Annotated in this window: 15 protein-coding genes; 8 read left to right on the plus strand and 7 right to left on the minus strand. The window is 43.8% G+C overall.

Features of this window, described 5'->3' with window-relative positions:
• Nucleotide 1: 1 nt before the first annotated feature.
• The 5 genes from BB427_RS01350 to BB427_RS01370 all read right to left on the minus strand — a co-directional run bounded on the left by BB427_RS01350 (nt 2) and on the right by BB427_RS01370 (nt 7,069).
• Nucleotides 2–2,185: a beta-ketoacyl-[acyl-carrier-protein] synthase family protein gene (locus tag BB427_RS01350; protein ID WP_069018714.1), complete on the minus strand. Its 2,184-nt coding sequence runs from the start codon at nt 2,183–2,185 to the stop codon at nt 2–4.
• A complete protein-coding gene (locus BB427_RS01355; RefSeq protein WP_069018715.1) occupies nt 2,178–3,674 on the minus strand; it encodes an AMP-binding protein in 1,497 nt (498 codons plus the stop codon). The genes BB427_RS01350 and BB427_RS01355 overlap by 8 nt, the downstream gene beginning before the upstream one ends.
• Before the next feature lie 34 nt (nt 3,675–3,708).
• Nucleotides 3,709–4,002: a phosphopantetheine-binding protein gene (locus BB427_RS01360; protein WP_010369398.1), complete on the minus strand. Its 294-nt coding sequence runs from the start codon at nt 4,000–4,002 to the stop codon at nt 3,709–3,711.
• A 137-nt stretch (nt 4,003–4,139) separates the two neighbouring features.
• Nucleotides 4,140–5,759 carry an HAL/PAL/TAL family ammonia-lyase gene (locus BB427_RS01365; protein ID WP_010606259.1) on the minus strand — a complete coding sequence of 540 codons (1,620 nt, stop codon included), beginning with the start codon at nt 5,757–5,759 and terminating at the stop codon, nt 4,140–4,142.
• Between the two features lie 650 nt (nt 5,760–6,409).
• A complete protein-coding gene (locus BB427_RS01370) occupies nt 6,410–7,069 on the minus strand; it encodes a hypothetical protein (protein WP_010606260.1) in 660 nt (219 codons plus the stop codon).
• Nucleotides 7,070–7,349: 280 nt separating this feature from the next.
• On the opposite strand from BB427_RS01370, the gene BB427_RS01375 reads away from it, so the two are divergent.
• Entirely contained in the window at nt 7,350–7,943 is a 594-nt protein-coding gene (locus BB427_RS01375; protein ID WP_069018716.1) for an ABC transporter ATP-binding protein, read from the plus strand.
• 1 nt (nt 7,944) lies between these two features.
• Nucleotides 7,945–9,018, plus strand: coding sequence for a DUF6136 family protein (locus tag BB427_RS01380; protein ID WP_069018717.1), 1,074 nt, complete (start codon nt 7,945–7,947; stop codon nt 9,016–9,018).
• A 9-nt stretch (nt 9,019–9,027) separates the two neighbouring features.
• Here BB427_RS01380 and BB427_RS01385 read toward each other — a convergent pair whose 3' ends face one another.
• The gene (locus BB427_RS01385) at nt 9,028–11,034 is read right to left on the minus strand and encodes a winged helix-turn-helix domain-containing protein (protein WP_254663560.1); all 2,007 of its coding nucleotides are present in this window, start codon (nt 11,032–11,034) and stop codon (nt 9,028–9,030) included.
• A 150-nt stretch (nt 11,035–11,184) separates the two neighbouring features.
• On the opposite strand from BB427_RS01385, the gene BB427_RS01390 reads away from it, so the two are divergent.
• A complete protein-coding gene (locus BB427_RS01390) occupies nt 11,185–13,443 on the plus strand; it encodes a DUF5916 domain-containing protein (protein WP_069018719.1) in 2,259 nt (752 codons plus the stop codon).
• A 283-nt stretch (nt 13,444–13,726) separates the two neighbouring features.
• Here the strand turns inward: BB427_RS01390 and fadE are convergent, their stop codons facing one another.
• Nucleotides 13,727–16,180 carry an acyl-CoA dehydrogenase FadE gene (gene fadE / locus BB427_RS01395; protein ID WP_039496080.1) on the minus strand — a complete coding sequence of 818 codons (2,454 nt, stop codon included), beginning with the start codon at nt 16,178–16,180 and terminating at the stop codon, nt 13,727–13,729.
• 533 nt (nt 16,181–16,713) lie between these two features.
• Between fadE and BB427_RS01400 the strand changes: the two genes are divergently transcribed.
• The 5 genes from BB427_RS01400 to truA all read left to right on the plus strand — a co-directional run bounded on the left by BB427_RS01400 (nt 16,714) and on the right by truA (nt 26,135).
• The gene (locus tag BB427_RS01400; RefSeq protein ID WP_010606266.1) at nt 16,714–17,034 is read left to right on the plus strand and encodes a DUF6419 family natural product biosynthesis protein; all 321 of its coding nucleotides are present in this window, start codon (nt 16,714–16,716) and stop codon (nt 17,032–17,034) included.
• Nucleotides 17,035–17,117: 83 nt separating this feature from the next.
• Nucleotides 17,118–18,242 (plus strand): 4-phosphoerythronate dehydrogenase, encoded by a 1,125-nt coding sequence (locus BB427_RS01405; RefSeq protein WP_069018720.1) that lies wholly within the window; start codon nt 17,118–17,120, stop codon nt 18,240–18,242.
• A gap of 37 nt (nt 18,243–18,279) precedes the next feature.
• Nucleotides 18,280–19,296: an aspartate-semialdehyde dehydrogenase gene (locus BB427_RS01410; protein WP_039496085.1), complete on the plus strand. Its 1,017-nt coding sequence runs from the start codon at nt 18,280–18,282 to the stop codon at nt 19,294–19,296.
• 286 nt (nt 19,297–19,582) lie between these two features.
• The gene (locus tag BB427_RS01415; RefSeq protein WP_069018721.1) at nt 19,583–25,198 is read left to right on the plus strand and encodes a FimV/HubP family polar landmark protein; all 5,616 of its coding nucleotides are present in this window, start codon (nt 19,583–19,585) and stop codon (nt 25,196–25,198) included.
• Between the two features lie 142 nt (nt 25,199–25,340).
• Entirely contained in the window at nt 25,341–26,135 is a 795-nt protein-coding gene (gene truA, locus BB427_RS01420) for a tRNA pseudouridine(38-40) synthase TruA (RefSeq protein WP_017218112.1), read from the plus strand.
• Nucleotides 26,136–26,223: the final 88 nt, after the last annotated feature.

Consider the following 26,223-nt stretch of genomic DNA (forward strand, 5'->3'; position numbering starts at 1 on the left):
CTTATTTCCTTACTGTTCGTAAAATACATCCCGTCATACTTCCCGCGAGATTAACGCTTAGGAGTAGGGTTTGATCTAACTCGGTATCACCAACTGGGGTGTTGAGTGCATGCATTAGCGCACGCACTGCTAATTCTGTACTGTGTAGAGGCGTGGTTTGTGGCTGATATTTTATAAGTTGAGCTTGTGGTAAATGGCTGTCCAAGCTTGCTGCAATGGTGGCAAACGCTTCGTCGTGATGAGTACTTAACACGACATTGCCTACTTGGCTTAGCTTTCTAGCTTTGCTTGCCAATAATCTGTCTAGTGCTTGATGTTCCTGCGCATCATTGATTTGAATAAAATCAATGAGTTCTGCGAGAGGTTGGTAGCCTGCCGGTAACACCTCGCTGGTTGCCAAGAGCGCCGCGCTGGAAAAATGACCGATATCTGCTTGGAATTGATGTGCAGCCCAGACCTGCTGCGAGAGTGCAGTATCGTCTTGCGAGCTACATACCATCGCATATCGACTTCGACCTTCACGCATATCAAGAGTTGCACTCCAAAGCGCATGTAAAAAGTCATTGCCTAAATCACTCACACAAGTGGCCGAGTTTTTAAAGCCAAAGCCAAGTGCCAGTTGCCCTAATGTGGCATTGACGACGGTATTGGGGAAGTGCGTACTTTTTAGCTCTGCAATGCCATCTTGAAATGATGCGAGGTTTTTATCTAAGGTTTCCAGCGAGCCAATGGGATTAGCATAGTAGGCTGCGAATTCTGGCAGTGGTAATTGAGCTAGATCGAGATCGCTGTCTTGTAAGGTAAATTGGCAGGCACCTAAGGCAAATTGTGCAACACACGGTGTACGGCGCTGAAAAAGTGCGGGAAACTGCTGTTTTAAGTTAAATTCAGCAAAGTGGTCGGTGCTATTTTGTCGAGCATTGTATACTTCAGTATCAGACAGGCTGGTGGCAGCAAGTAGATACACCGGTTTTGACGCCGTGTTAATCGACGTTTTCTGATGTTTACTGAGTAGCATGCTGGTGTTGTGGCCACCAAATGCTGAGTTAGTCACCGCAAAAACATCAACAACCTGAGGTCTGGCCTGATTGGTCACTAATTGATACGCATGGCAACACGACCTTATTGAGTCGACCCCCAGTGTTGCTGGTAGAAGTCCTTCATCCTGGCTGACCAAAGTTGAAATAAGTTCTACGGCACCAGCGGCACCAAGGGTATGACCAAAGTAAGATTTACTACTTGAAACCGAGACGTCGCGCATGGCCTGTTCACCAATGGCAGATTGGATCCCTTTTAGCTCTGCGCCATCATTTGCTGGCGTACCAGTCCCGTGGCTGTTGATATATTCAATATCACTTGCTGCAACGGGCGCATAGGACAATGTCTGCGTAAAAGCGCGGCGTACACCATCGCCCTCGGGGTTAGGCGCTGTAGCGTGGTGAGCATCTAAGCTCGACCCTGTCGCGAGCAATTGATATCGCAGCGTTGCGTTACGCTGATTGGCATGTGTTTGCGATTCAAAGACTAAAAAACCTGCGCCTTCACCTAAACTTAATCCCATTTTTTCGCTGTACGGAGCACAAGGCTCAGGACTCAAGGACTGTACCGACTGAAAACCGCCGTAAACCAGCTCGCTCAGGGCATCCGCACCGCCAGCAATGACGACATCTGCTTGGCCGTTTTCGATGAGTTGTTTAGCAAAAGCAATGGCACTGCTACTTGCGGTACAGGCCGAGGTGAAAGTCATTACAGGGCCCTGAATACCGAAGTGGCGGCTGACATCGGTTGCAATTTGATGTGGTGGATAAAACTTAAACCCCAGTTGATGCTGACCTTTAAGGCTCTCCATCAATGAAAACATACCGCAGTTTGCATTACCGAGAATAAATGCCACACGGGTACTGTCCATCTGAGTTAAGGCTAAATTTGCATGCTCAAGTGCTTCTGTAACGGCATGGATAGCGTATTGGCTCGCCAGATCCATATCAAAATGTTCTGCGCTGTGATTCTCGTAATTGATAGCGAGCGCCCCAACATTGTGTGTTAGTCCCTGTGTGTCGAAACGATTAATGCGGTCAATACCAGTGCGGTTTTCCTTGATGCTAGTTAGCAGCGTTTGGCGATTTTCGCCCGCTGCACAGAGCACACCATAACCAGTAATGAAAGTTTGTTGTTTATTATTCATGTACGCATTCCTGTAGTGCCGAGAGGGTGATTTTGCCGAGCTCGTTTTCTGGAAATTGCGCCAAAAAATGAACCTGCGGCGTGGGTAAATCTTTAAACCAACTTCTGATGTCCTGAAGTGTAGGGATGCAAGATAGTCCTTCGACAAAGGCGACCAGCTCGCCCCCTTTATTATTGTTATTGTCCTCGATAAAAAACACGCGATGGCGAAGTCCCACAAAGCGTTCTTGGAGGATTTTTTCTATACTTTGTAGGGAGTAGCGTTTACCTGCATATTTAAATATTTGGTCTGCGCGCCCACCGTGTGTGAATTGGTTTTCATTGCTGAAAATCAGCTTATCTTTGAGCTCAAACTCATCACAATTAGCCACTAAAAACGGTGACCTCAACATGGTTTTGTGCTCGCCATTTTGATAAATGTCGACCGCAGTGAACTTAGTAAAGTGCGTTTCGTTGTTGCCTAATGGACGATAGCCGATACCGCCGGTCTCAGTGCTTCCTAGTACCTCAAAAGCTTGTATTGAAAGTGATAGGTAAGAAATAAGGTCGGCAAGTTTTTGCTCTTTCTCACCTTTGAATGGTGCACCTGAGCTTATTAAGTAACAGTGGTTTTGATTTAACTGATCGGCCACAAAGTCAAACATAGTTGGCGTTAAGATCACACCTACCTGTTTGTCTTTTACAGGTTGTAAATCCGGTGTTGAACCGAGTTCATAACACACCGGTTTGCCAAGCTGCAGAGGGAGCATAAATGCCCAAATAAAGCCGAACATGTGGCGGATATCAACGCAAGCACAGAAATAATCTACTGCGTCAAACGAGAAAGTGTCAGCAAAGGTGACGGCTTCTGCATGGAGTGAGGCGATGGATTTATGCCAAGTTTGTGGCTTGCCTGTGCTGCCTGACGTTTCAAAGCCAATTGTCTTATCGCTATGCTGTTGTAAAAATGCCGTCATGGAATGAAACGGAACTTCTACCTCTTGATTGGCAAGCGTGAGTTCTCGCCAGCTAAACGCATTGACGTTCGCGGCCGCATTCGCACTTAGTACCGGAGTGATATTGTGCGCTAATAACACCATAGTGCTCACAATGATATCGCAGGGCGTGCTGTCTTTGATAAGGCGAGCCTGACCGTTGATCTCACACTCTAGACTACGCTGTATCAGTGCTAGTAAATCGGTCTCTTTGAGAGAGGTGACTTGATCTGCCCAAGTCTCCAAGGGTGTTGCTTGTTTTTGTTGCGTTAAGTTTAACGCTATTTGGCGTGTTAGTGTCGCCAAAGTTACAGTGCTCAATTCGCCCAAGTCTTTTAATTGGAACGCTTTTTTACATGCAGCAGATAACTGCATAAGGTCGACCGAGTCGAGAAACAGTGGCGCCTCAATTAAATTGGCGTCGTCACTTAGTACGTCTAGTTGTTCTTTATCTACTTCTAACTCAGCTTCAATCAGTTGCATGAGTGTTGAACGAATGGCACTGTATGTTTGCATGGTGTCCTTCCAAGCGAAAATGGTTACGGTCAGATCAACAAGCTTCAGCTGTTGTTTGTGCTTCAACTTGTTCGTGAACAAAGCTAGCTAAGGTACTGACGTTTTTCATTTTTTCTTGAATGGTTTGTTCTGGGTAATCTTTGAACTTAAGGTTGTATTTTTTCTCGATAGATACCACAAGATCAAGCACCTCGATGCTGTCTAGATCTAGACCGTCACCGATAAGTTGAGCATCATCTTCGATTTCATCAATGCTATCTACCACTTCTAAATTGTCGACAATGATGTCTTGTTTAATAAATTGTGTTATTGATTCTAAGCTACTCATTTTTATATCCTTTTTAGTTTCTCTGGTGTGTAGTTTACGTCTCATTAGCGGTTTTTGAGCAACAACAAGCCCTAGCTGGCTACAGTGAAGCTGCCAGCTATAGCGTTATTGTCATCTCAAAAATGACTTAGAGAGGGTTACTGCTCATTAAATAGGGCGTTAACCATATTGTTGATTTCGACATCCATCGGCCTATCTTCAATGACTGGTTGGAAGTTGCTGCTAATTTCGTCGAAAAACTCGCGAGAAAGTGCGTTAAGTTTCTCTGCTTTTGCATCTTTCCCATCAACATAAAATGCCTGGCGGATCGCCATTGCCTGAATAGCAATAACTGGCTTGATAAGATCTGTTATACGACGAAGGTCACGTGCGGCGATGGTGCCCATGCTGACGATGTCTTGGTTTAGTGCTTCTGTTGTGCGTGAAAATACTGACATAGGGCCTGCATTTTTAAGTGCTTCCGCAACAAGAGAAGAAGAGGTAATTTGCATTGCTTTGAAACCGTGGTGTACCCAAGCTTTGTCGCCAAGATCTTCACGCGCAACCAAGTTGTTAGAAATTCCACCGTTAAGGCGATCATCAACCAAAATGCCTAATTCACGCTCTAGTAACGCGCCCATGTTTGCAACGAGTGGCTTGAGGGTGTCGCACACCGCTGCAACGTGACCACCGTAGAAGTGACCCGCGTTGAGGATAAGGTCGTTCTCATCATCAAATAGTGGGTTATCGTTCACTGAGTTGATTTCAGTCGTTAGGATCTGTGATGCCCACATCTCAGCATCAATTAATGGACCTAACACCTGCGGAGAGCAGCGAATTGAATAGCTATCTTGCAACCTGAACGTTTCTTGCTTGCCAAACTCAATGTTGTCATCGGTGCGGTTTCTGCGACCTAAACGCTGATCGACGTTAGTTAAGCGCTCTAGAATTTTCTCTGCGCAGATCTGCTGTCCGCGGTGTGGTTTAAGTTCGTGTACGCGTTTATGGAATGGCGATGCACGACCTTCGATAAGTTCGACATAAAGCGCGATCAGTTTGCAGCTTAAATCAATGCCGCGGCGGATGTCTTTTAGCGCATTCGTGGCGATGGCAGACATAACCGAAGTACCATTCATGATAGCTAAACCTTCTTTCGGCTTTAGCTTGTATGGCGCAATGTTTAGCTCTTCTAATACTTCAGCGGTTTCACGCAGTTGTCCTTGATAGTACACCTTACGCTTACCACCAAGTGCGGCACCGACATAAGAAAGTGGTGTTAAGTCGCCACTCGCACCTACTGAACCCATAGAAGGGATAGCCGGGATGATGCGGTTGTTTAGGAAGGTTTCCATCTGCGCCAGCAATTCCCAACTAACGCCTGAAAAGCCTTTGGCATTACAGTTCATGCGGATCAATAAAGTCGCGGCACAATCAGACTCTGAAAGGTAATCACCAACGCCACAGCCATGATAAGCAATGAGGTTTTGTTGTAATTCTTCAGAGAGAGAAGTCGAAATACGGTTACTTGCTGAGTTACCAAAACCAGTCGTCACGCCGTATATATCTTCTTGATTTGCTAATTTATTGTCCAGGTATTGACGGTTTTGCTCGATTCTAGCTTTTAGTGCCAACTCGTCCAATTTTACTTTGGATAAGGGCTGAGCTGCGTAATCTTGCACTGACTCCAGAGAAAGTGATTGATCTTGCGAGATGAAAACAATACTACCGAGCTTTTTCTCGACCTGAATTGCTTCCTTTTCTGTGTTGTACTGGTTCATGACTTTCCTACTCTGACTAAAATAATGAATCCGATTGTGATTTTCACAATGCTTATATTTTTGTATGACGGGAAACTGTTTAGAAAACCCAATCATACTTGTTAGAGGCGAGTACTACTTAACCAACGTCCCGTGTGTGCCAATCCGTTAACTTGGTCGGCTTTGTCGCGATACTATTGTCGCTATCTTTGTTACAAGATTATTTTATTTGTAAATAAAAAATATTAAATGTGATTTTTTGATTGTTGTGTTTTAAGAACGGCGGCTAGGTTAAGCCCGAGTTTTCAGGGTGTCAACACGAAAAATTTGACATTTTAATGTTAATTAAATCTAACGTTAACATAATTGAAATGTTATAAAATGATTGCAATATGGAGTTGTTAATAGCTATTTTTTATCTCTATGAGATATAAAGAATTAATTGATTTTTAAAGCTAAAACTCTATTTTTATTGCGCGTGGAAAGTTTAATAAAACTGACTTATGACAAATGTCACTATTTTGTATGGTCGGATCTGAAAATGAATAGAATTGACTTATTTCGGCAGAAAGTTGAATTTTTTGTGAATAAAAAATGCGTTATAAATATAAATCTAGACGGCTAACCGTTGAGGTTGCCGGAATATCGGCAGCCTCAAAAGCGATGATTAATTAGTATTCTAAAACGGTGCTCATTAATCCAGTTTCACCGACGACGAGTAAGTAAGAGCGGTCTAGTGATGCATTGCAAAGACTTATAACCTCATCACCCATCATAATATCTTGATTACAGTCATCCACTTGATACCAGCTACTGACTTCTCCTTTATCAAATTCAACGTCTGAACCGTTAATATTTAATGTCATTGTTTTGGAAGCTAATACTCGTACGGTAAATTTATTATCGTGATCATCTTTAGACTTTCTAACCACCTTTATATCTAAGGTATCGTTGCTATCTTGCATTACAACAAAGTGATAATCTCGGTCATTACTTACCTTAATTTTTTCTTGTTCTACCATGCCAAGCTTGTTGACTGACTCAGCATAAAAACTGATTTCACGGTTGGTGTTATGTTCGTGTGTTATGCGTACGGGTTCTGAACCGGAAGCTAGTACTTTGACGCGATATTTATCGTCAGCGACATTTCGTTCATCACCGTCTAGCTCAGTGTTAGCAAGGTGAAATGCAATTTCATAATCGGTGGCATTAACCAAGTTATATTGGTTTTTATAGATGTCAGAACCGAAGTTAGCGGTCTCGACATCTTCAGACGAACATGCAACCGCTAATAGGGATAGGGTGGCTGCAGTTAGGATACGAAAGTTCATAGTTGATCTCCTTTATCAATATTTTGAACATAGGTCGTTATTCAAGCGATTTCGGAGCAAGAGTATAGGATGGAAAAATGAAAGGTTACTTAATGATGTTTATAAGATGTTAAAAAATGTAGTGTGTAAGGCTTTGTTACAAAATAAGGTACGTAATTTACGCCATTTTACTTTCTAACTAGGTGATAAATATTGGCTTTTGTAATAAGTTAAGTTTTATGACAACTACATTTTTAAACATAAATATAAATCCCTATTTGGATTTATAGTGTAGAGCAAGATGATAACGATAAAATCTCTAAGTAAAAGCTTCTCCAAAGAGGTACTGTTTGACAATTATTCACAACAGTTTGAGCATAATAGAGTTTGTTTAGCGGCGCCGAATGGCGTAGGGAAAACCACCTTACTGAGTATGATTGCTGGGCTTGATGATGCCTTCAATGGCGACATTCTATTACAAGACAAGAAAATCGATAAACGCCAAACACTTGTTGCACTTGCGTCAGACAATATTCCATTTCCTGCTTTTTTGCGTGCAAAAGAGTTATTAACTCTCACATCAACCGCATGGCAATGTGATTTTCCTTCGCAGCTTGTAAACGACTTTCAGTTTGAAACCTTCTTAATGACGCGTTACGCGGATCTCTCCTCTGGTAACAAAAAGAAGCTTCAGCTTATTAATGCCTTGATGCGTAATACCCCTTATTTATTGCTCGATGAGCCTACTGCAGCTTTGGACGCGGCAGGCTGCGAATATATCGTTGAGCTCGCGCAAAACTACGCTGGCATGGTGCTGATGACAAGTCATGAGCCTGAACCTTTTTTACAAGTTGGATTTCACTCTGTTCCCTTAGCACCAAAGCAAGGTAGTTAATATGCTTTATTACTATCGTTACAGAAAGGCATCACTTTCCCTATCGCTGCAAGCCATAGGCCAGCAACTTCAGCAATTTGGCTTGATGATAGCTGCCTTGTTTCAAGTTTATCTGTTAGGTTTTATCGCAATACTATTTATGGGTATAGGTAAAATTGTAGAAAGTGATAATCCCATTGCACAGGTACAAATTGCATGGGGATTACTTGCGGCGCAAAGCTTTATTCTATTTGTGTTTCGAGATGCGGTTTTGGACAAAGCGCACAGAAGTTACCACCACACGATCCTGCATCGTGCAATCCATCAAAAAGTGGCGGATGGGTTGTCCGTACTGGTTGTTCATCCCTTATTATTGATGACGCTAATTCTCTGCTACTCGATTGGAATTGAGAAAATCACACAAGCGTGGCACTTACTGTTTTTTGCGGTGACGCAATTCTTCATTGCCCTTTGTTTCATTTATCGACCTTTGGGGACCAGTATGGGGTTATTGATGACAGCTATTATCAGTTTTGCTGTTGTCGAAATTACTTGGTATTTGGTTGCTGTAAACCTAATAGTGCTTGGCTGTGCTGCTTTGCTACTGCGTAAAGTGACACTATCGGTAATGGTTAAAGGGTTGACGACATTTTGGCTGAGCTTTGCTTACAACCACTATTTTGTGTTGCTTTGGCGCATTGTGATGAGTGTGTTGGTGCTATGGTTTGGCGCGATCTTAAGCGCAGAGCGCCCCGATCTGATGGCAAATTACGTTCCAGGTCTGGTGACGTTAAATCTATTATGGTGGTCGAGCCTTGCCATTGATCTCAAACCTGAAGTCTACGACCGTACTGCATATTGGTTGAGTATAGATAAGCTGCAATCGGCAAAGCAGAGTATCTGGATTATTGTGCTGACGGCTGCCGTCTGTTTTTCAGTGCCTGTCTATATGTTATTAGGACTGAGTGTAGTGAGTCTATTACCCTATGTCTTTCTACCACTTTTAGTGTTAAGTGCATTAAAAAGTCCACAGCATTTAGCTATGACTTGGCTCAGCACCTTAGTGCTGAGCTATACCGCGTATGTGCTTTTGTAATGAGCATCATTAGTTAGCAGCTTCTGGTAGGCGAGTCAGTTTCTTGATATCGCCTTCTACACTTTCCATTTTTGCTATGAGTAAATCCCCAAGCGCGTCGATATCGTAGTGCCAAATCAAGTGGCCGACTTTTTTAAGCGTAGGGTTTTGCTCTGGCATCAAGGTGAGTTGCCAAATGTAGTCCTCTTTTGACCAGGCGGATTGCCAATAGATGTCGTTGCCGCGAATTCTTAAGTTACTAAATTGATTGGTTTGCTTTTGACTTAGCGCATATTTATTTAACGCTTCTGAGTCGCTTTCGAAGAGCGTCTCGTACTCCAGCAATAGGTTTTGTTGTAGTACAAACCAAGTTTGTCTTTCGGGGTGATAAAAGACAAAGTCAGCTGTGCTGTCATGGCTGCTGATAAGCGCCCCAGATAAGCTGTATTGGTTTAATGTTTCGCCGTCATAAGCCCATAGTGTTTGCTCATCTATCCAGCCCATGCTTTTGACGGGCTGACTCAGCTGTGAATTGAACTGGGTGAGTGGGCGTTTTCGGTCGTATATCACTAAATCGTTATCACGGTTTGAGGCCAAATAGCTCAGCTCTGGACTCCATACTAAAAAACCAACGTATTCATGCCCCTGATGAAAGGAAAGCTGACTGATTTTATCATCGCGATATAGATACACCTCGCATACGCCGCTGCGCCTCGACATAAATGCCGTTTCTCCCAAGCTGTTGGTCAGTGGTAAATAATCGATGCTTGAGCTTGAAAATAAGGGGAGATCGTCTCGGTCTTTGATATTAACTTGAAAGCTCTCCAATGCCGCGAATATATCGCCGCGATTATCGCTTGAGAAGCTCGTGTATAAGCCAATTTCCGTTTCTTTGATGGCTTGACTGTCACCGTCTCTAAAGTGTCGTGATAGGCTGCCATATTGACTCGCAATTACAGCTTGATGATAAACATCAAAAGCAACGGAAGTGACTGGGGCTGACCACTTCAGATGTACCGTGCCATCAAGCGCTTGTAGCCTTGCTAACCCTTGTTTATCTTGAACCAAATAAAAGGTTTTGTCTTGCCACGCTCGAAGGGCCATTTTTAACTGTTCATTGGCTGCCAAAGCAAGTGGCAGTTTAACCATTTGATGGGACTCAAGTCGGTAAAGATGTGCTGCTTTGGCATTATATTGGCCGAACGTTAAGATAAGCTCTTTGTCACTTTTCCAAACGGGTTTAGTACCAACCTGGCACGGAAGAATTTGCGAGCTATGAAAAAATTGCCCTGCGGCAGTCATAACATGAAGTTGGCAGCCACTACCTTGATATTGCCAAAAAGCCAGTTTGTCTGAGTCGGGGCTCCAACTTGGAAAACTGATCCGCGAATCAAAGCGGTGTTCATTTAATTGATAGCCTTGTTTGTTGGCAATAATAAGGTGAGTAAAATCTTTTACATACGCGATGAGATCTTTGCTCTGGTGGGCATCAACGTCAAATTCAAGGCCAAGCTCATGACTGAGACTCGAGGTTTCGTAGCGTGATGGTGTCTTTTCTGTTGGTGTTTGATTAAAAAAGGCGATTGCACCAAAGCATAACACTGCCATTGCGACGGCACTGAGTGAAAAAATACGGGACTTGGCGATTACTTTGACTGGTTTTGCCGTATGACGAGGCGCTATTTCATGTCTTTCTAGTGGCGCGATAAAGCGATAGCCCCGCTTTGGGATGGTTTTGATGTAAATTGGGTTTTTAGGGTCGTCCCCGAGCACTTTTCGCAGTTTAGTCAGAAGCTGATAAAGGCTATTGGGTTCGACAACCGCGTGTTGCCACAGCTGCTCGGTAAGCCAATATTTCTCAAGCACTTCGTTATGATGCTCAATAAAAAGCGCGAGTAACCTTGCCATTTGTGGCTCAAGTTTTACGGTTTCTTGGCTTTGCCTATGTGTTAGGCAATCTTGCTGGAGATCAAACTGCCAATGTCCAAAACAAACCATCTCTACTTCCTGTGCCTGCACGCCGAGTACCAATTTCAATAATCAAACCCAATTGTTCCCATAACGTTAGCGTTTCTTAAGATTAAGTCAATGTTTATAAAGGTTAAGTCAGCTTTCTTCAGAAAAAGTTAAGAACTTTTTACGGCAAAGTTTGTTGCAATAGCAGGCATAACTCTGAGGAAAGTATGTATGAATAAAAGCAATAAATTTTGGCTCGGTTTAAGTTATCCCATGATGGCAGGCGCTGTACTTGCGGAACCTATCGTGGTTGATGGTAAGTTGAATGAAGCGCAGTGGGGTTCTGCTACGCACTTTGAACAATTTGTTCAGGTTGTGCCTGTAACTTTGGCATCTGCCAATGACAAAATTACCGCAAAAGCCTTTGCAACCGCCGACGGCGTTTATATTGGTATTAAAAACTTCCAGAATAAAGCCGAGCGCAAGCGACAATTCAATATTCATGACCGCTTTATGCAAGCTGACTTCAATCGGGTCGTTGTGGACTTTTCAGGCGACGGTAGTAGTGCATATCAATTTTCGGTGACATTAGGTGGCGGCTCGCAAGATGGTGTTGTAACCCCAAGCTTAAACGTGGATTACGATTGGGATGGGGATTGGCACTATGCCAATCATATTGACGATACGTATTGGACCACGGAATTATTGATCCCTTGGCATACCGTGTCGTTTCAGCCAGGAGATGAGCTGGGGCTTACAAAGATTGGGGTTTCGGTACAGTTGTATGAACTTAAAAGTAATTTTATCTATGCAAACCATGAGGATACAACAGCAAATAGCGATTTCTTCCTGACTATGCCAAAGATCGCAGCACAGATCCCCGCGCATTCTCAATTGGCATTTGTGCCTTACTTTGCGCATCAGGTTCAATTTGCACCTCTAAGCACTTCGCCTTCCGAGCGCCAGCATCAGTCCGATGTTGGCTTTGATTTGTTTTACAAGCCTTCTCATCATCAGAAGGTGAGTCTTGCCGTGAATCCTGACTTTGGTCAGGTGGATATCGATGATGTTGATGTGAATTATTCGGCCGTGGAAACGCTTCGCACCGATAAACGTCCATTTTTCACCCAAGATATCAGCCTTTTTGAAGTTGCTGCACTTGAGAGCACTAAGCTTATTCATACTCGTCGTATAGGGGCATCAAGTGATGATGGTGCACGTGCAATCACTCCCATAGATGCGGCGCTACGATTTGTACATAAAGGAAAGTCGGTGCAATTTGGTACTTTTGCTGTGTCTGAGTCGGACTTTTCGGACGATATTGGTAAACAGTTTTTTGCAGCAAGAGCTAATTATCGCACGCAAGATTGGCAGGCCGGTGTACTTGCGACCAAAACAGACCGACCGTTTCTTGAGCGCGATGCCATGAGTTATGCCCTTGATGGACAGTATCGTAGTGATACTTGGTCTTTCAAAGGCGCGCTATTACAAACTGAGGTAGAAACACAAAAGCAAAGTGCTACAGGTCAAGGTGTATCGCTAGACGCGGAGTATCAACTTTCTTTACAGACGAAGTTCGCTGCGCGCTACTTTGCTGTGGATGACGAATTTGATAACCGTGATCTCGGCTATATGAAACGCAATGACTGGCAGGTGAGCGAGCTTTATGGTGAATACGCGATGCACCCAAAAGACAGCTGGTTTACCAGATTAAAGCAGTCACTCACACTTAGGCATGAGCAAAATAATGCAGGAACTGGTTTAGCGGCCAGACAAGCATATTTAGCGCAGTTTTTGTTGGCAAATGGTGGTCAGCTCAACCTCGGGCTAGATTATTACACTACTGGTAAACAAGACAACTTAGGGCGAGGCACAGAAGTGTTTGAGATGCCCAGCCGTGTAGAGTCTCGGGTCTTTTATCAAAGCCCTTATGTGGGGGATTTTTCTTGGGCTGCGAGTATAGAGCTTGACCAAGAAGGAATATCAGGCTCAGCACAGCAATACGCCGTGGATTTGACTTGGATGCCACACTACAACTGGAACCTTAAGTTGAGTAATTTCTTTAGAAGCGGTGATGGCTGGCTGATGGCGAACGGGCAAAATCGCTTGAGTGAATTCGACAGAGATGAGTTTTCCAATAAGTTGGAATTTAACGGTCGGATCACCGACAACCTTGAACTCAGTGGTTCGCTACAGTGGACGATACTTGAAGCGCAAAGTAAGACGATTTATCAAATTACCAATGGCGAGCTTCGCGAAATTCATGGTGACACCAGTTTTGACGACAGGCGCTTAGCAAGCCAGCTAAAACTGCGTTATCGCATGGGTGCATATTCAGACATTTTTTTAGTGTATCAACGAGGAGGTGCAAACTTTTCGACACTTGAAAAGTCGCAAGTCGGGCGCAGAGACTGGTTTGGTAGTGTCGCTGATTTATGGCAGCAACCAGTGCAAGACTTAGTGACGTTTAAAGTGCGATATTTATTTTAAATCACTAGAGCTGTGTTCCCCCGGCTCTAGTACCAATTTTCTTAATTAAGTGGTCTATTTTGAGGCGAGAAAATCTTGTCGATAACCAGGCAAAAATTTTGTTATTTAGTTGTTCTAAATAAGAAATTTTTAACGCTGTTAGCGTCAGATTTATTCCTTCAAATTGAGCAAGTATTAAGTCAAATTGGTATAACCTGCCAAGAAAAAAGGTCAGAAAATTCTGACCTTTATATCCACGCTAATTGCTATGGTAGTATGGATCACACTACCTAAACAAAAATAGTTATGCTGCGTCTGCTTTACTTGATTCCTTGGTTCTTGCTTTACCGGCAAGTAACTCTTCAGGGTCAAAGTCATCAACGTTGATAACGGCAAGACGTTTTGCTTCAACGGCAGTCAATTTAGCTGCTTCGTCTTCGCTCAGTACACCTGCTTCAAGTCCCATTGCTGCTACTTTATCAAGTTGCATAAACGGTAACTTTTTACCAGTACCACGGCATACCTTTTCAAATAACGGCTCTACGGCAAGAATGTCTTTTAGCGTTTGCTCTTGCTTACCAAGCAAGCACAGAGGCTCATCTTTTAAGTAGATGTGTGTTGCAAGGCGATCACGCGTTTCGCTAGGTACTTGAAGTAGCTGAGCAAGCTTGTGCTCCATTTTGTCAGTTGGTTTACGAACCGGACGACCAAATGGGAACAGAACCACTTTCAACAGGCCACGTAATGCAGCAGAAGGCATGTTGTTGATTAAGTCAGCAAGGGCACGTTGACAAAGGTACAGGTGCTCTTGACAAGACCATTGCACAAACGGAAGGTCTTCTTTACGACGACCTTCATCGTTATAGCGCTTAAGCGTTGCAGAAACCAGATAAAGGTAGCTTAATAAGTCGCCTAAACGTGCAGAAATACGCTCTTTACGCTTAAGTGAGCCACCAAATACAGCCATACAAATATCAGACATTAATGCCAATGATGCACTGTAACGAGCGGCATTACGATAATAAACCGCAGTTTCATCGTTAAATGGTACTTTGGTGAAACGTGCACCGGTTAGGGCTAACCACTTAGTTCTTACCAAGTTCGACATAGTGAAACCGATGTGACCCATCAAGGATTTATCGAAGCTATCAAGCGCTTCTTGTTTATCTTTGATAGAGCAAGCCTCAAGTTCTGCTAGTACAAATGGATGACAACGAATAGCGCCTTGACCATAGATGATCATGTTACGGGTTAGGATGTTTGCACCTTCTACCGTAATTGCAATTGGTGCACCTTGGTAACCACGGCCAACGTAGTTGTTTGGACCTAGGCAAATCCCTTTACCACCATGAATATCCATGGCATGGATGGTTGAAGCACGCATTTGTTCGGTTAAGTGGTACTTCAAAATGGCAGAAACAACCGAAGGCTTTTCACCTAAATCTACCGCGCCAGTTGACATAGTCACCGCAGCATCAGAACTATACGCATAGCCACCAAGTTTCGCTAGTGCCTCTTCAATCCCTTCCATCTTACCGATAGGAAGTTTGAACTGGCGACGAATGCGACTGTATGCGCCACTTGCAACTGCAAGGGATTTAATACCACCAGCAGAGTTTGAAGGTAGCGTAATAACACGACCAACCGACAAACACTCAACCAGCATGCGCCAGCCTTGTCCTGCCATTTTCGCGCCACCGATAATGAAGTCGAGTGGTACAAACACGTTTTCGCCTTGGGTAGGGCCATTTTGGAATGGCACATTCAGTGGGAAATGACGGCGGCCAATTTTTACGCCAGGCGTGTTTGTAGGAATAAGCGCACAAGTAATACCTAGCTCTTCTTTATCACCTAATAGACCGTCCGGGTCGCGCATCTTAAACGCCAGACCAAGTACAGTCGCAACAGGTGCTAAAGTGATATAACGTTTGTTCCACGTTAGGCTAATACCTAATACTTCTTCACCTTCCCATTCGCCTTTACATACCACACCAAAATCAGGGATCGATGAAGCATCAGAGCCCGCTTCTGGTGACGTTAATGCAAAACAAGGGATTTCATCACCCACGGCGAGGCGAGGTAAGTAGTGTTCTTTTTGCTCGTCAGTACCGTAGTGCTGAAGTAGTTCACCTGGGCCTAACGAGTTAGGTACGCCCACAATAGACGAAAGTAAAGTTGATTTACTGGTAAGCTTTTGTAGTACACAAGATTGCGCGTAAGCTGAAAACTCTAGACCGCCGTATTGCTTTTTGATGATCATCGCAAAGAACTTGTTGTCTTTTAAGTATTGCCACACGTCTTGCGGTAAGTCAGTCAGCTCGTGTGTTGCTTCCCAGTCGTTAAGCATGGCACACACTTCTTCCACCGGACCATCCAAAAACGCTTGCTCTTCAACGCTCAAGCGTGGCTTTGGAAACTGATGAAGTTTATCCCAGTTTGGGTTACCACAAAATAGATCGGCTTCCCACCAAGTTGTACCTGCATCAATCGCTGACTTTTCGGTTTCTGACATTGTCGGCGTAACTTTTTTGAACGCTTTAAATGCTGGAGCCACGATGTACTGCTGACGCAGGTTCGTTACTGAAAGCGGAATAACAATCGCTAAGAAAATTAACCAAGAAATAATGCCAAATGCACCAGCAAAGGTGCCAACTAGCATTGTAACTGCTGCAATACCTAGAGCGGTATTCCAGCTTGCGCGATGATAGCTTGCTGCGCTGAGCAAGGCTAACAACGCGAGAACAAATATAAGTGTCATGTTGTTCTTCCTTATAAGAGGTCTGACCACCCAGTTAGACTAGCTGGTTAACGCTGATATTTCAAGCGTCTTCATACCTTCTGGGCGAATTAGTTGATGCCTTGTTGTGACATATTATTTACGTTTTGTACTGAATCGGAGTGTTAAATGACTCATGCCTCTCTTGTTGTTAATTTGAAGGTTACTTTGACTAAACCCCATCTACAACCTAAGAAGATTTTCAACGTTATTAATTACTGAACGATATTTAAGTGTAATGAACATAGTGCAATGTGGCGAAACTGCACATGAATTTTCTTTCAGCGAAGTGCCTAATATGTGCATTATAATTGCCAAAACTTCATGTCTAATTTGCATTGAAATACACGTTAATGTTTCTACAATTGGGTTAAGCATAGCGATAAAATGGTGCTTTAAGAATTGCTAAGGAGTAGCAAATGCAGTCCATTTTCTTGGTAGCTATGTGAGTTAGGATTTACCGCCACGACCTAGTGTAGCGGTTGATATTGCTGTCCATGTTAAGGAGAAACAAGATGCAGCAGAGTATTTTTTATCTAGTCACTATTTTAGCCTTTGCGGCCATGTTGTCGGCCTTCCATCTCTTTCCTGAAGCGGTAATTTTTAATGTTTTTAGCAGTTTGTTTGCCGCATTACTTGGCTACCGAGCTTATACCCGTTGGGCTTTATTATTGTGTTGTATTAACGTGTTGGCCATGACGTTTTGTCCTTTGCTTGATTCAGGTGGTTGGTTAAGTCTCAAGGGGGCGGTCGTTTTTGTATGCTGTGTGATGTTTTTTGCAATAGCCTTTGGTTGCAATAAAGCGGTGACACAAAATAAAAGGTTTTATTATTAGTCGCCTACCTTGCCATGTTAAACTCGACTCAGGCGATGTGTTATCGCCTGAGTACTCGAGACAATAGGTGACAGGAAACCCGCATGCGAATATTAGCCGATCAAAATATGCCCTTAGTTGAGTCATTCTTCTGCGAAATTGGTGAGGTAACTCGGTTTGATGGCCGTAACCTTCAACCTGACGAGCTGAAAAACGTCGATATTCTGTTGACTCGCTCAGTCACCAAAGTCAATGAGGCCCTGTTAGCACAAGCCGATAAGCTGAAGTTTGTGGGGACTGCGACAATAGGGATTGATCATATTGATACCTCATTATTGGCCAGCGCCAATATCTCGTTCAGCAGCGCACCAGGCTGTAATGCGATAGCTGTTGCCGAGTACGTGATAAGCGCTCTACTTGCATATGCACAAGAAACCTCCACGGCACTTAAAGATAAAACGATTGCCATCATTGGTGTTGGTAATATTGGCGCGTGTTTAGCATCAAAGCTTAAAGGGCTTGGTCTTACGATATTATTGTGTGACCCAGTCAGGCAGCAAGCAGGGACATTGGGTTCACATATAGCCTTAGATGAAGCATTGGCTCGCGCGGATATCGTGACATTTCACGTTCCATTAGTTAAGCAGGGCCCGCATAAAACGGTTCATTTACTTGATGCATCGCGGATAGCGGCATTAAAGCCGGGCACGGTGATAATCAATGCAAGCCGTGGAGATGTTATCGATAATCAAGCGCTTTTGCGCGCTGTAGAGGATGGGCAAGCGCTTGAGCTGATCTTAGACGTTTGGGAAAATGAGCCGAATATTTTGCTGCCATTATTGCAATATACTCGTTTTGCCTCTGTACATATTGCCGGCCATACGCTAGAAGGCAAGGCACGAGGCACGCAAATGTTATACGAAGCTGTATGCCGAGAGTTCGATTTACCAGCCTGCATAACGATTAGTGATTTTCTCCCTAAGCCAAGCGTCACAGGCTGCCAGTTGCAAAGCACAGCCAACGAGCAGGATATTATCAATTTAGCGCATCTTGTTTATGACATTCGTCGTGATGATGGCATCATGAGAAAACAGCTAAACACATTGGGCTTTGATACCTTGCGTAAAGCATATCCCGTGCGTCGAGAATTTAGTACAATTGCAGTCAATAATGACTCACCAATCAGTGCAAAGCTTTACCAACTTGGCTTTTCTGAGCACAAGAGTTAAGTGTTGTGGTTGGTATATTACAGAATGAGGAAAAATAATGTCGCAAAAATATAATGTTGCGGTACTTGGCGCAACAGGTCTTGTTGGCAAGCAAATTATCGAATTACTAGCGGAACGAAAATTTCCTGTAGACACATTGTACCCACTGGCGAGTAGCCGAAGCGCGGGTGAAGAAATTGACTTTATGGGTGAAAAGATCGAAGTTCTGGATGTTGAAGAGTTTGATTTTTCTAATGCCCATATCGGTTTGTTTTCAGCGGGTGGTTCCGTGTCGGAGAAATATGCACCAATCGCCGCTGAAGCTGGCTGCATTGTGATAGATAACACCTCACATTTTAGATACGACTTTGATATTCCATTAGTGGTTCCTGAGGTGAATAAAGACAGTCTTGCAGATTTTAGAAACCGTAACATCATTGCTAACCCAAACTGCTCTACAATCCAAATGCTAGTGGCACTTAAACCAATTTATGATGCCTATGGCATTGACAGAATTAATGTCTCAACTTATCAAGCGGTATCTGGTGCAGGTAAAGAAGCGGTAGATGAGTTGGCTAAGCAAACTGCAAACTTAATGAATGCAAGACCGATGGAAAACGAAGTGTTTAGCAAACAAATCGCTTTTAACGTTATTCCTCAAATTGATGCGTTCCAAGAAAATGGTTACACCAAAGAAGAAATGAAGATGGTGTGGGAAACGCAAAAAATCTTGGGCGACTCAAGTGTTTTAGTGAACCCGACTGCGGTTCGCGTTCCTGTGTTTTTTGGTCATGCTGAAGCCATTCATCTTGAAACGCGCATGCCTTATGATCTTGAACATGTTAAGCAGTTACTTGCTGATGCGCCGGGTGTTGAGTTAATTGAAGACGAAAACGACTACCCAACACCGGTAAGTGATGCAAGTGGTAACGATACCGTTTATGTGGGTCGTGTAAGGCAAGATATTTCACATCCATTGGGCTTAAACTTATGGGTGGTATCAGACAACACCAGAAAAGGTGCAGCAACAAATAGCATCCAAATTGCAGAAGCCCTGATAGAAAGCTATCTATAAGTACCCATTGATATCGCAAAGTAAGCAAAAATTTGCTTACTTTGCGATATAACGGCAAACTTCTGCCAAGAAGTTTGCCGTTAGGTCAAATACTTGACTATTCTTCACCTATATCAACTATTCCAAAATCAGTAAAAAGCATTATAACCATGTTAACTTTCAATACGTTGCAATGGATATTCCAACATATCTGGTTTATAGTTTGCATTTGGAATAGAGCTTGCTTCAAAGCCATAATAATAAAATGTCGTTTAACGGGTGTTAAACATTTGAGTAAAGGATCGGCATGCGCGGTTTAGCCTTATTTAGTATCTTTGTATTCGCACTGATTGCCACACCAGTATATACCCAAGAGGGGGTAGTGCTAAAAGGCCCTAAAGGGGTTGATTATGGGGCTCAAGGTCGGTCAATAGGGCCTATCAGACCCACGGATACATTGTGGCGTATAGCACAAAAAGTGCGACCAGATGACTCGGTCACCATTTATCAGGTGATGAAGGCGCTTTACGATAAAAATCCTAATTCATTTCTAGATAAAAACCTCAACCATATGCAGGATGGGGCGTATTTACGTATTCCTACCATCAATGAAATTCGCAGTGTAAACCCTGAGTTGGCAAAGCAGAAGTCAGATCAAGATGACAAACTTTGGGAAATGAAACGTAAGGGATTATTGAATCCAAATGCAATAAACGAAGCTGAAAAAAAGGTTACACAAGCTCGTAAAGTCGATGTAGAAGAAGCAAAAGAAGACCTGACTAATCAACTGCGCTCTTTAAAGATGGAACAGGACATGCGCCTGATGGACTTACAAAAAGAGTTCAAATCCTCGGTGCGTAATGTTGAAGAAATCCTATCCGAAAACAATAAATTAAAACAGCAGCTCGGTGCTATTTCTACTGAACTTCAAACGGTTCGTACCCAACTTGGTAAAGACAGCGAAATCCAGCAACAGCTCAAGGCTGTTATTGACTTGCAAAATGAAATGATTGACCAGCAGGCGGCTCAGGCAAAAGCGCAAGAAAGTAGCGAATTAAGCACATTCTTTAGCTCACCAGCTGGCATTGCATTACTTGCCACATTACCAGCGCTACTGGCAATTGCTGGATTAGTAATGTACCTACGCCGAAGAAACCAATCTCAAGCGTCGACAGATGACGACGATTTTCTTCCGCAAACACCATCGGTGGCTGCAGGCACTGCGGCGGCGGGAGCTGCAACCGCTGCAACTGCATTTGACCCTGAGCCAGACCCACTTGATATCGGAATGGGCGACGATGAAGACGCACTGGGCGCAAGCGTACAGTTAGATGACGATATCTTACCTGAAGACGATGAGATTACCTTTGACTCACTTGATGACGACTTCGATGAAGGAAGTGATACGTTAGATCAAGATGAATTGGATAGCTTACTAAACGAAGATATTTCGTTTGATGATGACCATGACGAAGACTTTATGCAACAGAGCTTTGACGAGGCTGTTGATGAAGTTTCGCTTGATGTTGATGATGGCCAAGATATTTTAAGTGACAGCGATCTTGATGATTTGTTCAATGAGTCTCAAGATGAAGAAATTGATGTTAGCGATGATGCCCTTGCCGCTCTGAGCGAGGAACTCGCAGATGAGCAAGCGGATGCTGGTGCAAACGATGATGATATCGATTCAATTCTTGATGGTGCGCTAGATGAAGAGCCCGAATTTAGCGGCAATTTTGATAGTGAGAGCTTAGTCGATGCTGATGATATCGATGCGCTACTTGATGCCTCTCAAGATGCTGACGATGATGCATTGCCTGATTTTGAGGAACCAAGCACTGAGCTTGCGGGTGATGATATTGATGCCCTGTTAAATGAAGTGCAAGACGATGCGTTAGCTGAAATTGACGAAGAGTCAGATACGCTCGACGGTGATGATATCGATGCTTTATTGGATGAAGCGCAGGAAGATACGTTGCCGGAATTAGAAGATGAGTCCGACGATCTCGCTGGTGATGATATCGATGCTTTATTAGATGAAGCGCAAGAAGATACGTTGTCGGAATTAGAAGAAGAGCCTAGTGATCTCGCTGGTGACGATATTGATGCTTTATTGGATGAAGCACAGGAAGATACGTTGCCTGAATTAGAAGAAGAGTCCGACGATCTAGCTGGTGATGATATCGATGCTTTATTAGATGAAGCGCAAGAAGATACGTTACCGGAATTAGAAGAAGAGTCCGATGATCTAGCTGGTGATGATATCGATGCTTTATTGGATGAATCGCAAGAAGATACGTTGCCGGAATTAGAAGAAGAGTCTGATGAGCTCGCTGGTGATGATATCGATGCTTTATTGGATGAAGCGCAAGAAGATACATTGCCGGAATTAGAAGAAGAGTCCGACGATCTCGCTGGTGATGATATCGATGCTCTATTAGATGAAGCGCAAGAAGATACGTTGCCGGAATTAGAAGAAGAGTCCGACGATCTTGCTGGTGATGATATCGATGCTTTATTAGATGAAGCACAGGAAGATACAGTACCTGAGCTGGAAGCAGAATCTGATGAACTGACCGGTGACGATCTCGATGCATTAGTTGACGAAACACCAGAAGATGTTTTGCCAGAGCTGGAAGAAGAATCTGACAAACTGGCCGATGACGAACTCGATGCATTAGTTGACGAAACATCAGAAGATGTTTTGCAAGAGCTGAAAGAAGAATCTGATGAACTGGTCGATGACGAACTCGATGCATTAGTTGACGAAACTCCAGAAGATGTTTTGTCAGAGCTGGAAGAAAAATCTGATGAACTGACCGAGGATGGACTCGATGCATTAGTTGACGAGACACCAGAAGATGTTTTGTCAGAGCTGGAAGAAAAATCTGATGAACTGGCCGAGGACGAACTCGATGCATTAGTTGACGAAACACCAGAAGAGGTTTTGCCAGAGCTGGAAGAAGAATCTGATGAACTGGCCGAGGACGATCTCGATGCATTAGTTGATGAAACACCAGAAGATGTTTTGCCAGAGCTGGAAGAAGAATCTGATGAACTGGCCGATGACGATCTCGATGCATTACTAGACGAAGCACCAGAAGATGTTTTGTCAGAGCTTGAAGAGGATGTTGGTGAGCCTGTAGATGACGAGCTCGACGCATTACTAGACGAAGCACCAGAAGATATTTTGCCAGAGCTGGAAGAAGAATCTGATGAACTGGCTGAGGACGAACTCGATGCATTAGTTGACGAAACACCAGAAGATGATTTGCCGGAGCAGGAAGAGGGAGCTGACAAGTCTGAAGTGGGGTCTGAACAGCCTTTAGCTGAGTCTGATCAAACGGAGTCAGGACACTTGTCGGGTATGTTGGATGAAGAGGATGCTATTCCGGAATCATCTGAAGAATCGGTGGAAGATACATTACAGTCCGATCTAGCCAATGAAGCAGATTTTAGTGATGAAAATGTTCAAGCTGACGAAGACAGTGAATTTGAAGATCCTGATTTAAAAAGTGTTGATGAGCTATTACAGGAGCTTCAAGCCGAAGAACAGTTTGAGTTGGATGCTGAACTTGAAGACGACTTTTCGGATGAAGAAGTTGAAATTGAGCTGGGAGATGATCCACTTAATGACGAGGTGGATTTACTGGCAGAAGAAGAGTTTCTTGACGAAGAAGATCTGCAACCAAGCGCAGAGCTAGAGAGTTACCCTGAGCTGGAGCTCGGCGAAGAACTTGAAACTACTGACTCGCAAAGCGAAACCGAAAAAGCATTATCAGAAGCATTATCCAATGACGCTCAATTGGATATAGAGGACGGGCTTGATGACGATCTTCTCGACGATGAAATCTCTGGCTTTGATGAAGATGATTTGCCTGAATTTAGTGCGGATTTCGATGAAAATACCTTGCTTGAAGACGAGCCTGAAGCGCCACTCGACGAAGCCGAAAGTGACACGCTTGAGTCTGAACCCGAACTGGGCATCGAAGATGAGCTGCCAGAGTTAACCGCAGATTTCGATGAAGAGACTTTGCTTGAAGACGAACCAGAAGCACCGCTCGACGAAGCTGAAAGTGATGCGCTTGAGTCTGAACCCGAACTGGAAGTCGAAGACGAACTGCCAGAGTTAAACGCAGATTTCGATGAAGAGACTTTGCTTGAAGATGAACCTGAAGTGCCGCTCGACGAAGCTGAAAGTGATGCGCTTGAGTCTGAACCTGAGCTTGAAATCGAAGACGAGCTGCCAGAGTTAACTGCGGATTTTGACGAAGAAACCTTGCTCGAAGATGAGCCTGAAGCACCAGTCGAAGCAGCAGAAAGTGATACGCTTGAGTCTGAACCTACACTTGAAATCGAAGACGAACTGCCAGAGCTAAACGCAGATTTCGATGAAGAGACTTTGCTTGAAGACGAACCAGAAGCACTAGTCGAAGCAGCCGAAAGTGACACGCTTGAGTCTGAACCTGAGCTTGAAATTGAAGACGAACTGCCAGAGTTAACTGCAGATTTCGATGAAGAGGCTTTGCTTGAAGACGAACCAGAAGCACTAGTCGAAGCAGCTGAAAGTGATACGCTTGAGTCTGAACCTGAGCTTGAAATTGAAGACGAACTGCCAGAGTTTACTGCAGATTTCGATGAAGAGGCTTTGCTTGAAGATGAACCAGAAGCACCAGTCGAAATAGCCGAAAGTGATGCGCTTGAGTCTGAACCTGAGCTTGAAATTGAAGACGAGCTGCCAGAGTTAACTGCAGATTTCGAAGAAGAAACTTTGCTTGAAGATGAACCAGAAGCACCAGTCGAAACAGCCGAAAGTGACGTGCTTGAAGACGAACCAGAAGCACCGCTCGACGAAGCTGAAAGTGATGCGCTTGAGTCTGAACCCGAACTGGAAGTCGAAGACGAACTGCCAGAGTTAAACGCAGATTTCGATGAAGAGACTTTGCTTGAAGACGACTCTGAAGTGCCGCTCGACGAAATTGAAAGTGATACGCTTGAGTCTGAACCTGAGCTTGAAATCGAAGACGAGCTGCCAGAGTTAAATGCAGATTTCGATGAAGAGGCTTTACTTGAAGACGAACCTGAAGCACCAGAAAGTGGTACGCTTGAGTCTGACCCCGAACTGGAAGTCGAAGACGAACTGCCAGAGTTAAATGCAGACTTTGATGAAGAGGCTCTGCTTGAAGACGAAGCTGAAGCAACGCTCGAAGAAGCTGCAAGTGATACGCTTGAGTCTGAACCTGAACTGGAAATCGAAGACGAGCTGCCAGAGTTAACCGCAGATTTTGACGAAGAAACTTTGCTTGAAGATGAGCCAGAGCTTGAAATTGAAGAGGCTCTGCCAGAATTAAACGATGAAGATGACTTGGAAACTCTACTTTCTGAGCCACAAACTGAATCTGAATTACCAGAGGTTAATGAAGCCGAAATTGAAAAAGAATTTATGGCTGACTTCACCCAAGCAGACTTCGATGCTCTACTCAGCGAACTGGACGATCCCAGTGACTTTGATGCCGGAAATGCAGAAGATTTTGAAGTAGATTTCGATAGCTTGTTACAAGACGAATTGGTCGCAGGAGAAGCCCAAGCGCTACCAACGGACGCCGAAGGTTCAGAAGACTACTTAGAAATTGAAGATCTACTTGAACAAAGCGACGATCTTGATAGCGATGTTGAACCTTACGTTGGCGCAAATATGGACGTTGGGCTTGGCGATTTTGAAGAGCTGTTAGCGGGTGAAAATACCACGGATGTTGATTTAGAGGATGAAGGGTTTGCCGCTAAATTAGATCTAGCAAAAGCTTACATCGAAATTCAAGATTATGATTCGGCTATATCAACGCTCAGCGATGTTATTGAGAACGGCCCAGATTCGGTGCAAGCTGAGGCTAAGTCGCTTAAATCCGGTCTTACAGAGTCTTAATACTCACATCAACGATACCGACCAAACAAAGTAATTGCCTTGTTTGGCCGGTATCATCATCTACTTCTTAGCTTAAGCGCTTTAATTCACATCGCCAATCGCATAAAATGTCGTTTTTGTTATGGGTTGCGATAGAAAAAGTATGCGAGTAGCGTTAGGCATTGAATATAATGGTGCAAATTATAGTGGTTGGCAGAGGCAAAATCATGTCAGCAGTGTCCAAGAAGAAATAGAAAAAGCGCTATCGAATATCTGTAATCATCCCGTTGAGATAACTTGCGCAGGGCGCACTGATGCGGGGGTTCATGCAACGGGTCAACTCGTGCATTTTGACACGGATTCTGCTCGCGATATGAGCGCTTTTACATTAGGAATGAACTCTCAGCTTCCCGACGACATTGCGGTACGATTTGCTAAAGAAGTCGACCCTGAGTTTCATGCTCGTTTTTCTGCGACAGCTCGTCGATACCGCTACGTTATTTATAATCACACCTACAGGCCGGGTATTTTACGCAGTGGCGTAACGCATTTTCACCACGAGCTTGATGTTGAAAGAATGAAAGCTGCATGCCCTGTGATGATAGGGGAGCAAGATTTCACTTCTTTCAGGGCGGTACATTGCCAGTCTAATACGCCGTTTCGTAATATCCATCACTTAGAGGTGAAACGCATTGGCAAATATATCGTCATTGATATTAAAGCGAACGCGTTTTTACATCATATGGTGCGCAATATTACAGGTTGTTTACTTGATATTGGTGTTGGCAAGCAAGAGCCTGAGTGGATGGCAGAACTGCTTGTTGCCAAAGACCGCACCTTAGCAAGTGCTACGGCAAAACCTAACGGATTGTATTTAGTTGATGTGGACTACCCTGAACAATGGCAAATAGAAAAGATGCCGCTTGGGCCTTTATTCTTGCCTGAGGAATTAGTGTAACGGTCATATTTATGTAGTACCTTATACTCTTAAGACCAGTTTTTTATATCACCTATAGCTAAATCATGATTTAATTGGGAAAAGATGT

Source organism: Pseudoalteromonas sp. BMB (assembly GCF_001709235.1).
Taxonomy (GTDB): Bacteria; Pseudomonadota; Gammaproteobacteria; order Enterobacterales; family Alteromonadaceae; genus Pseudoalteromonas; species Pseudoalteromonas maricaloris.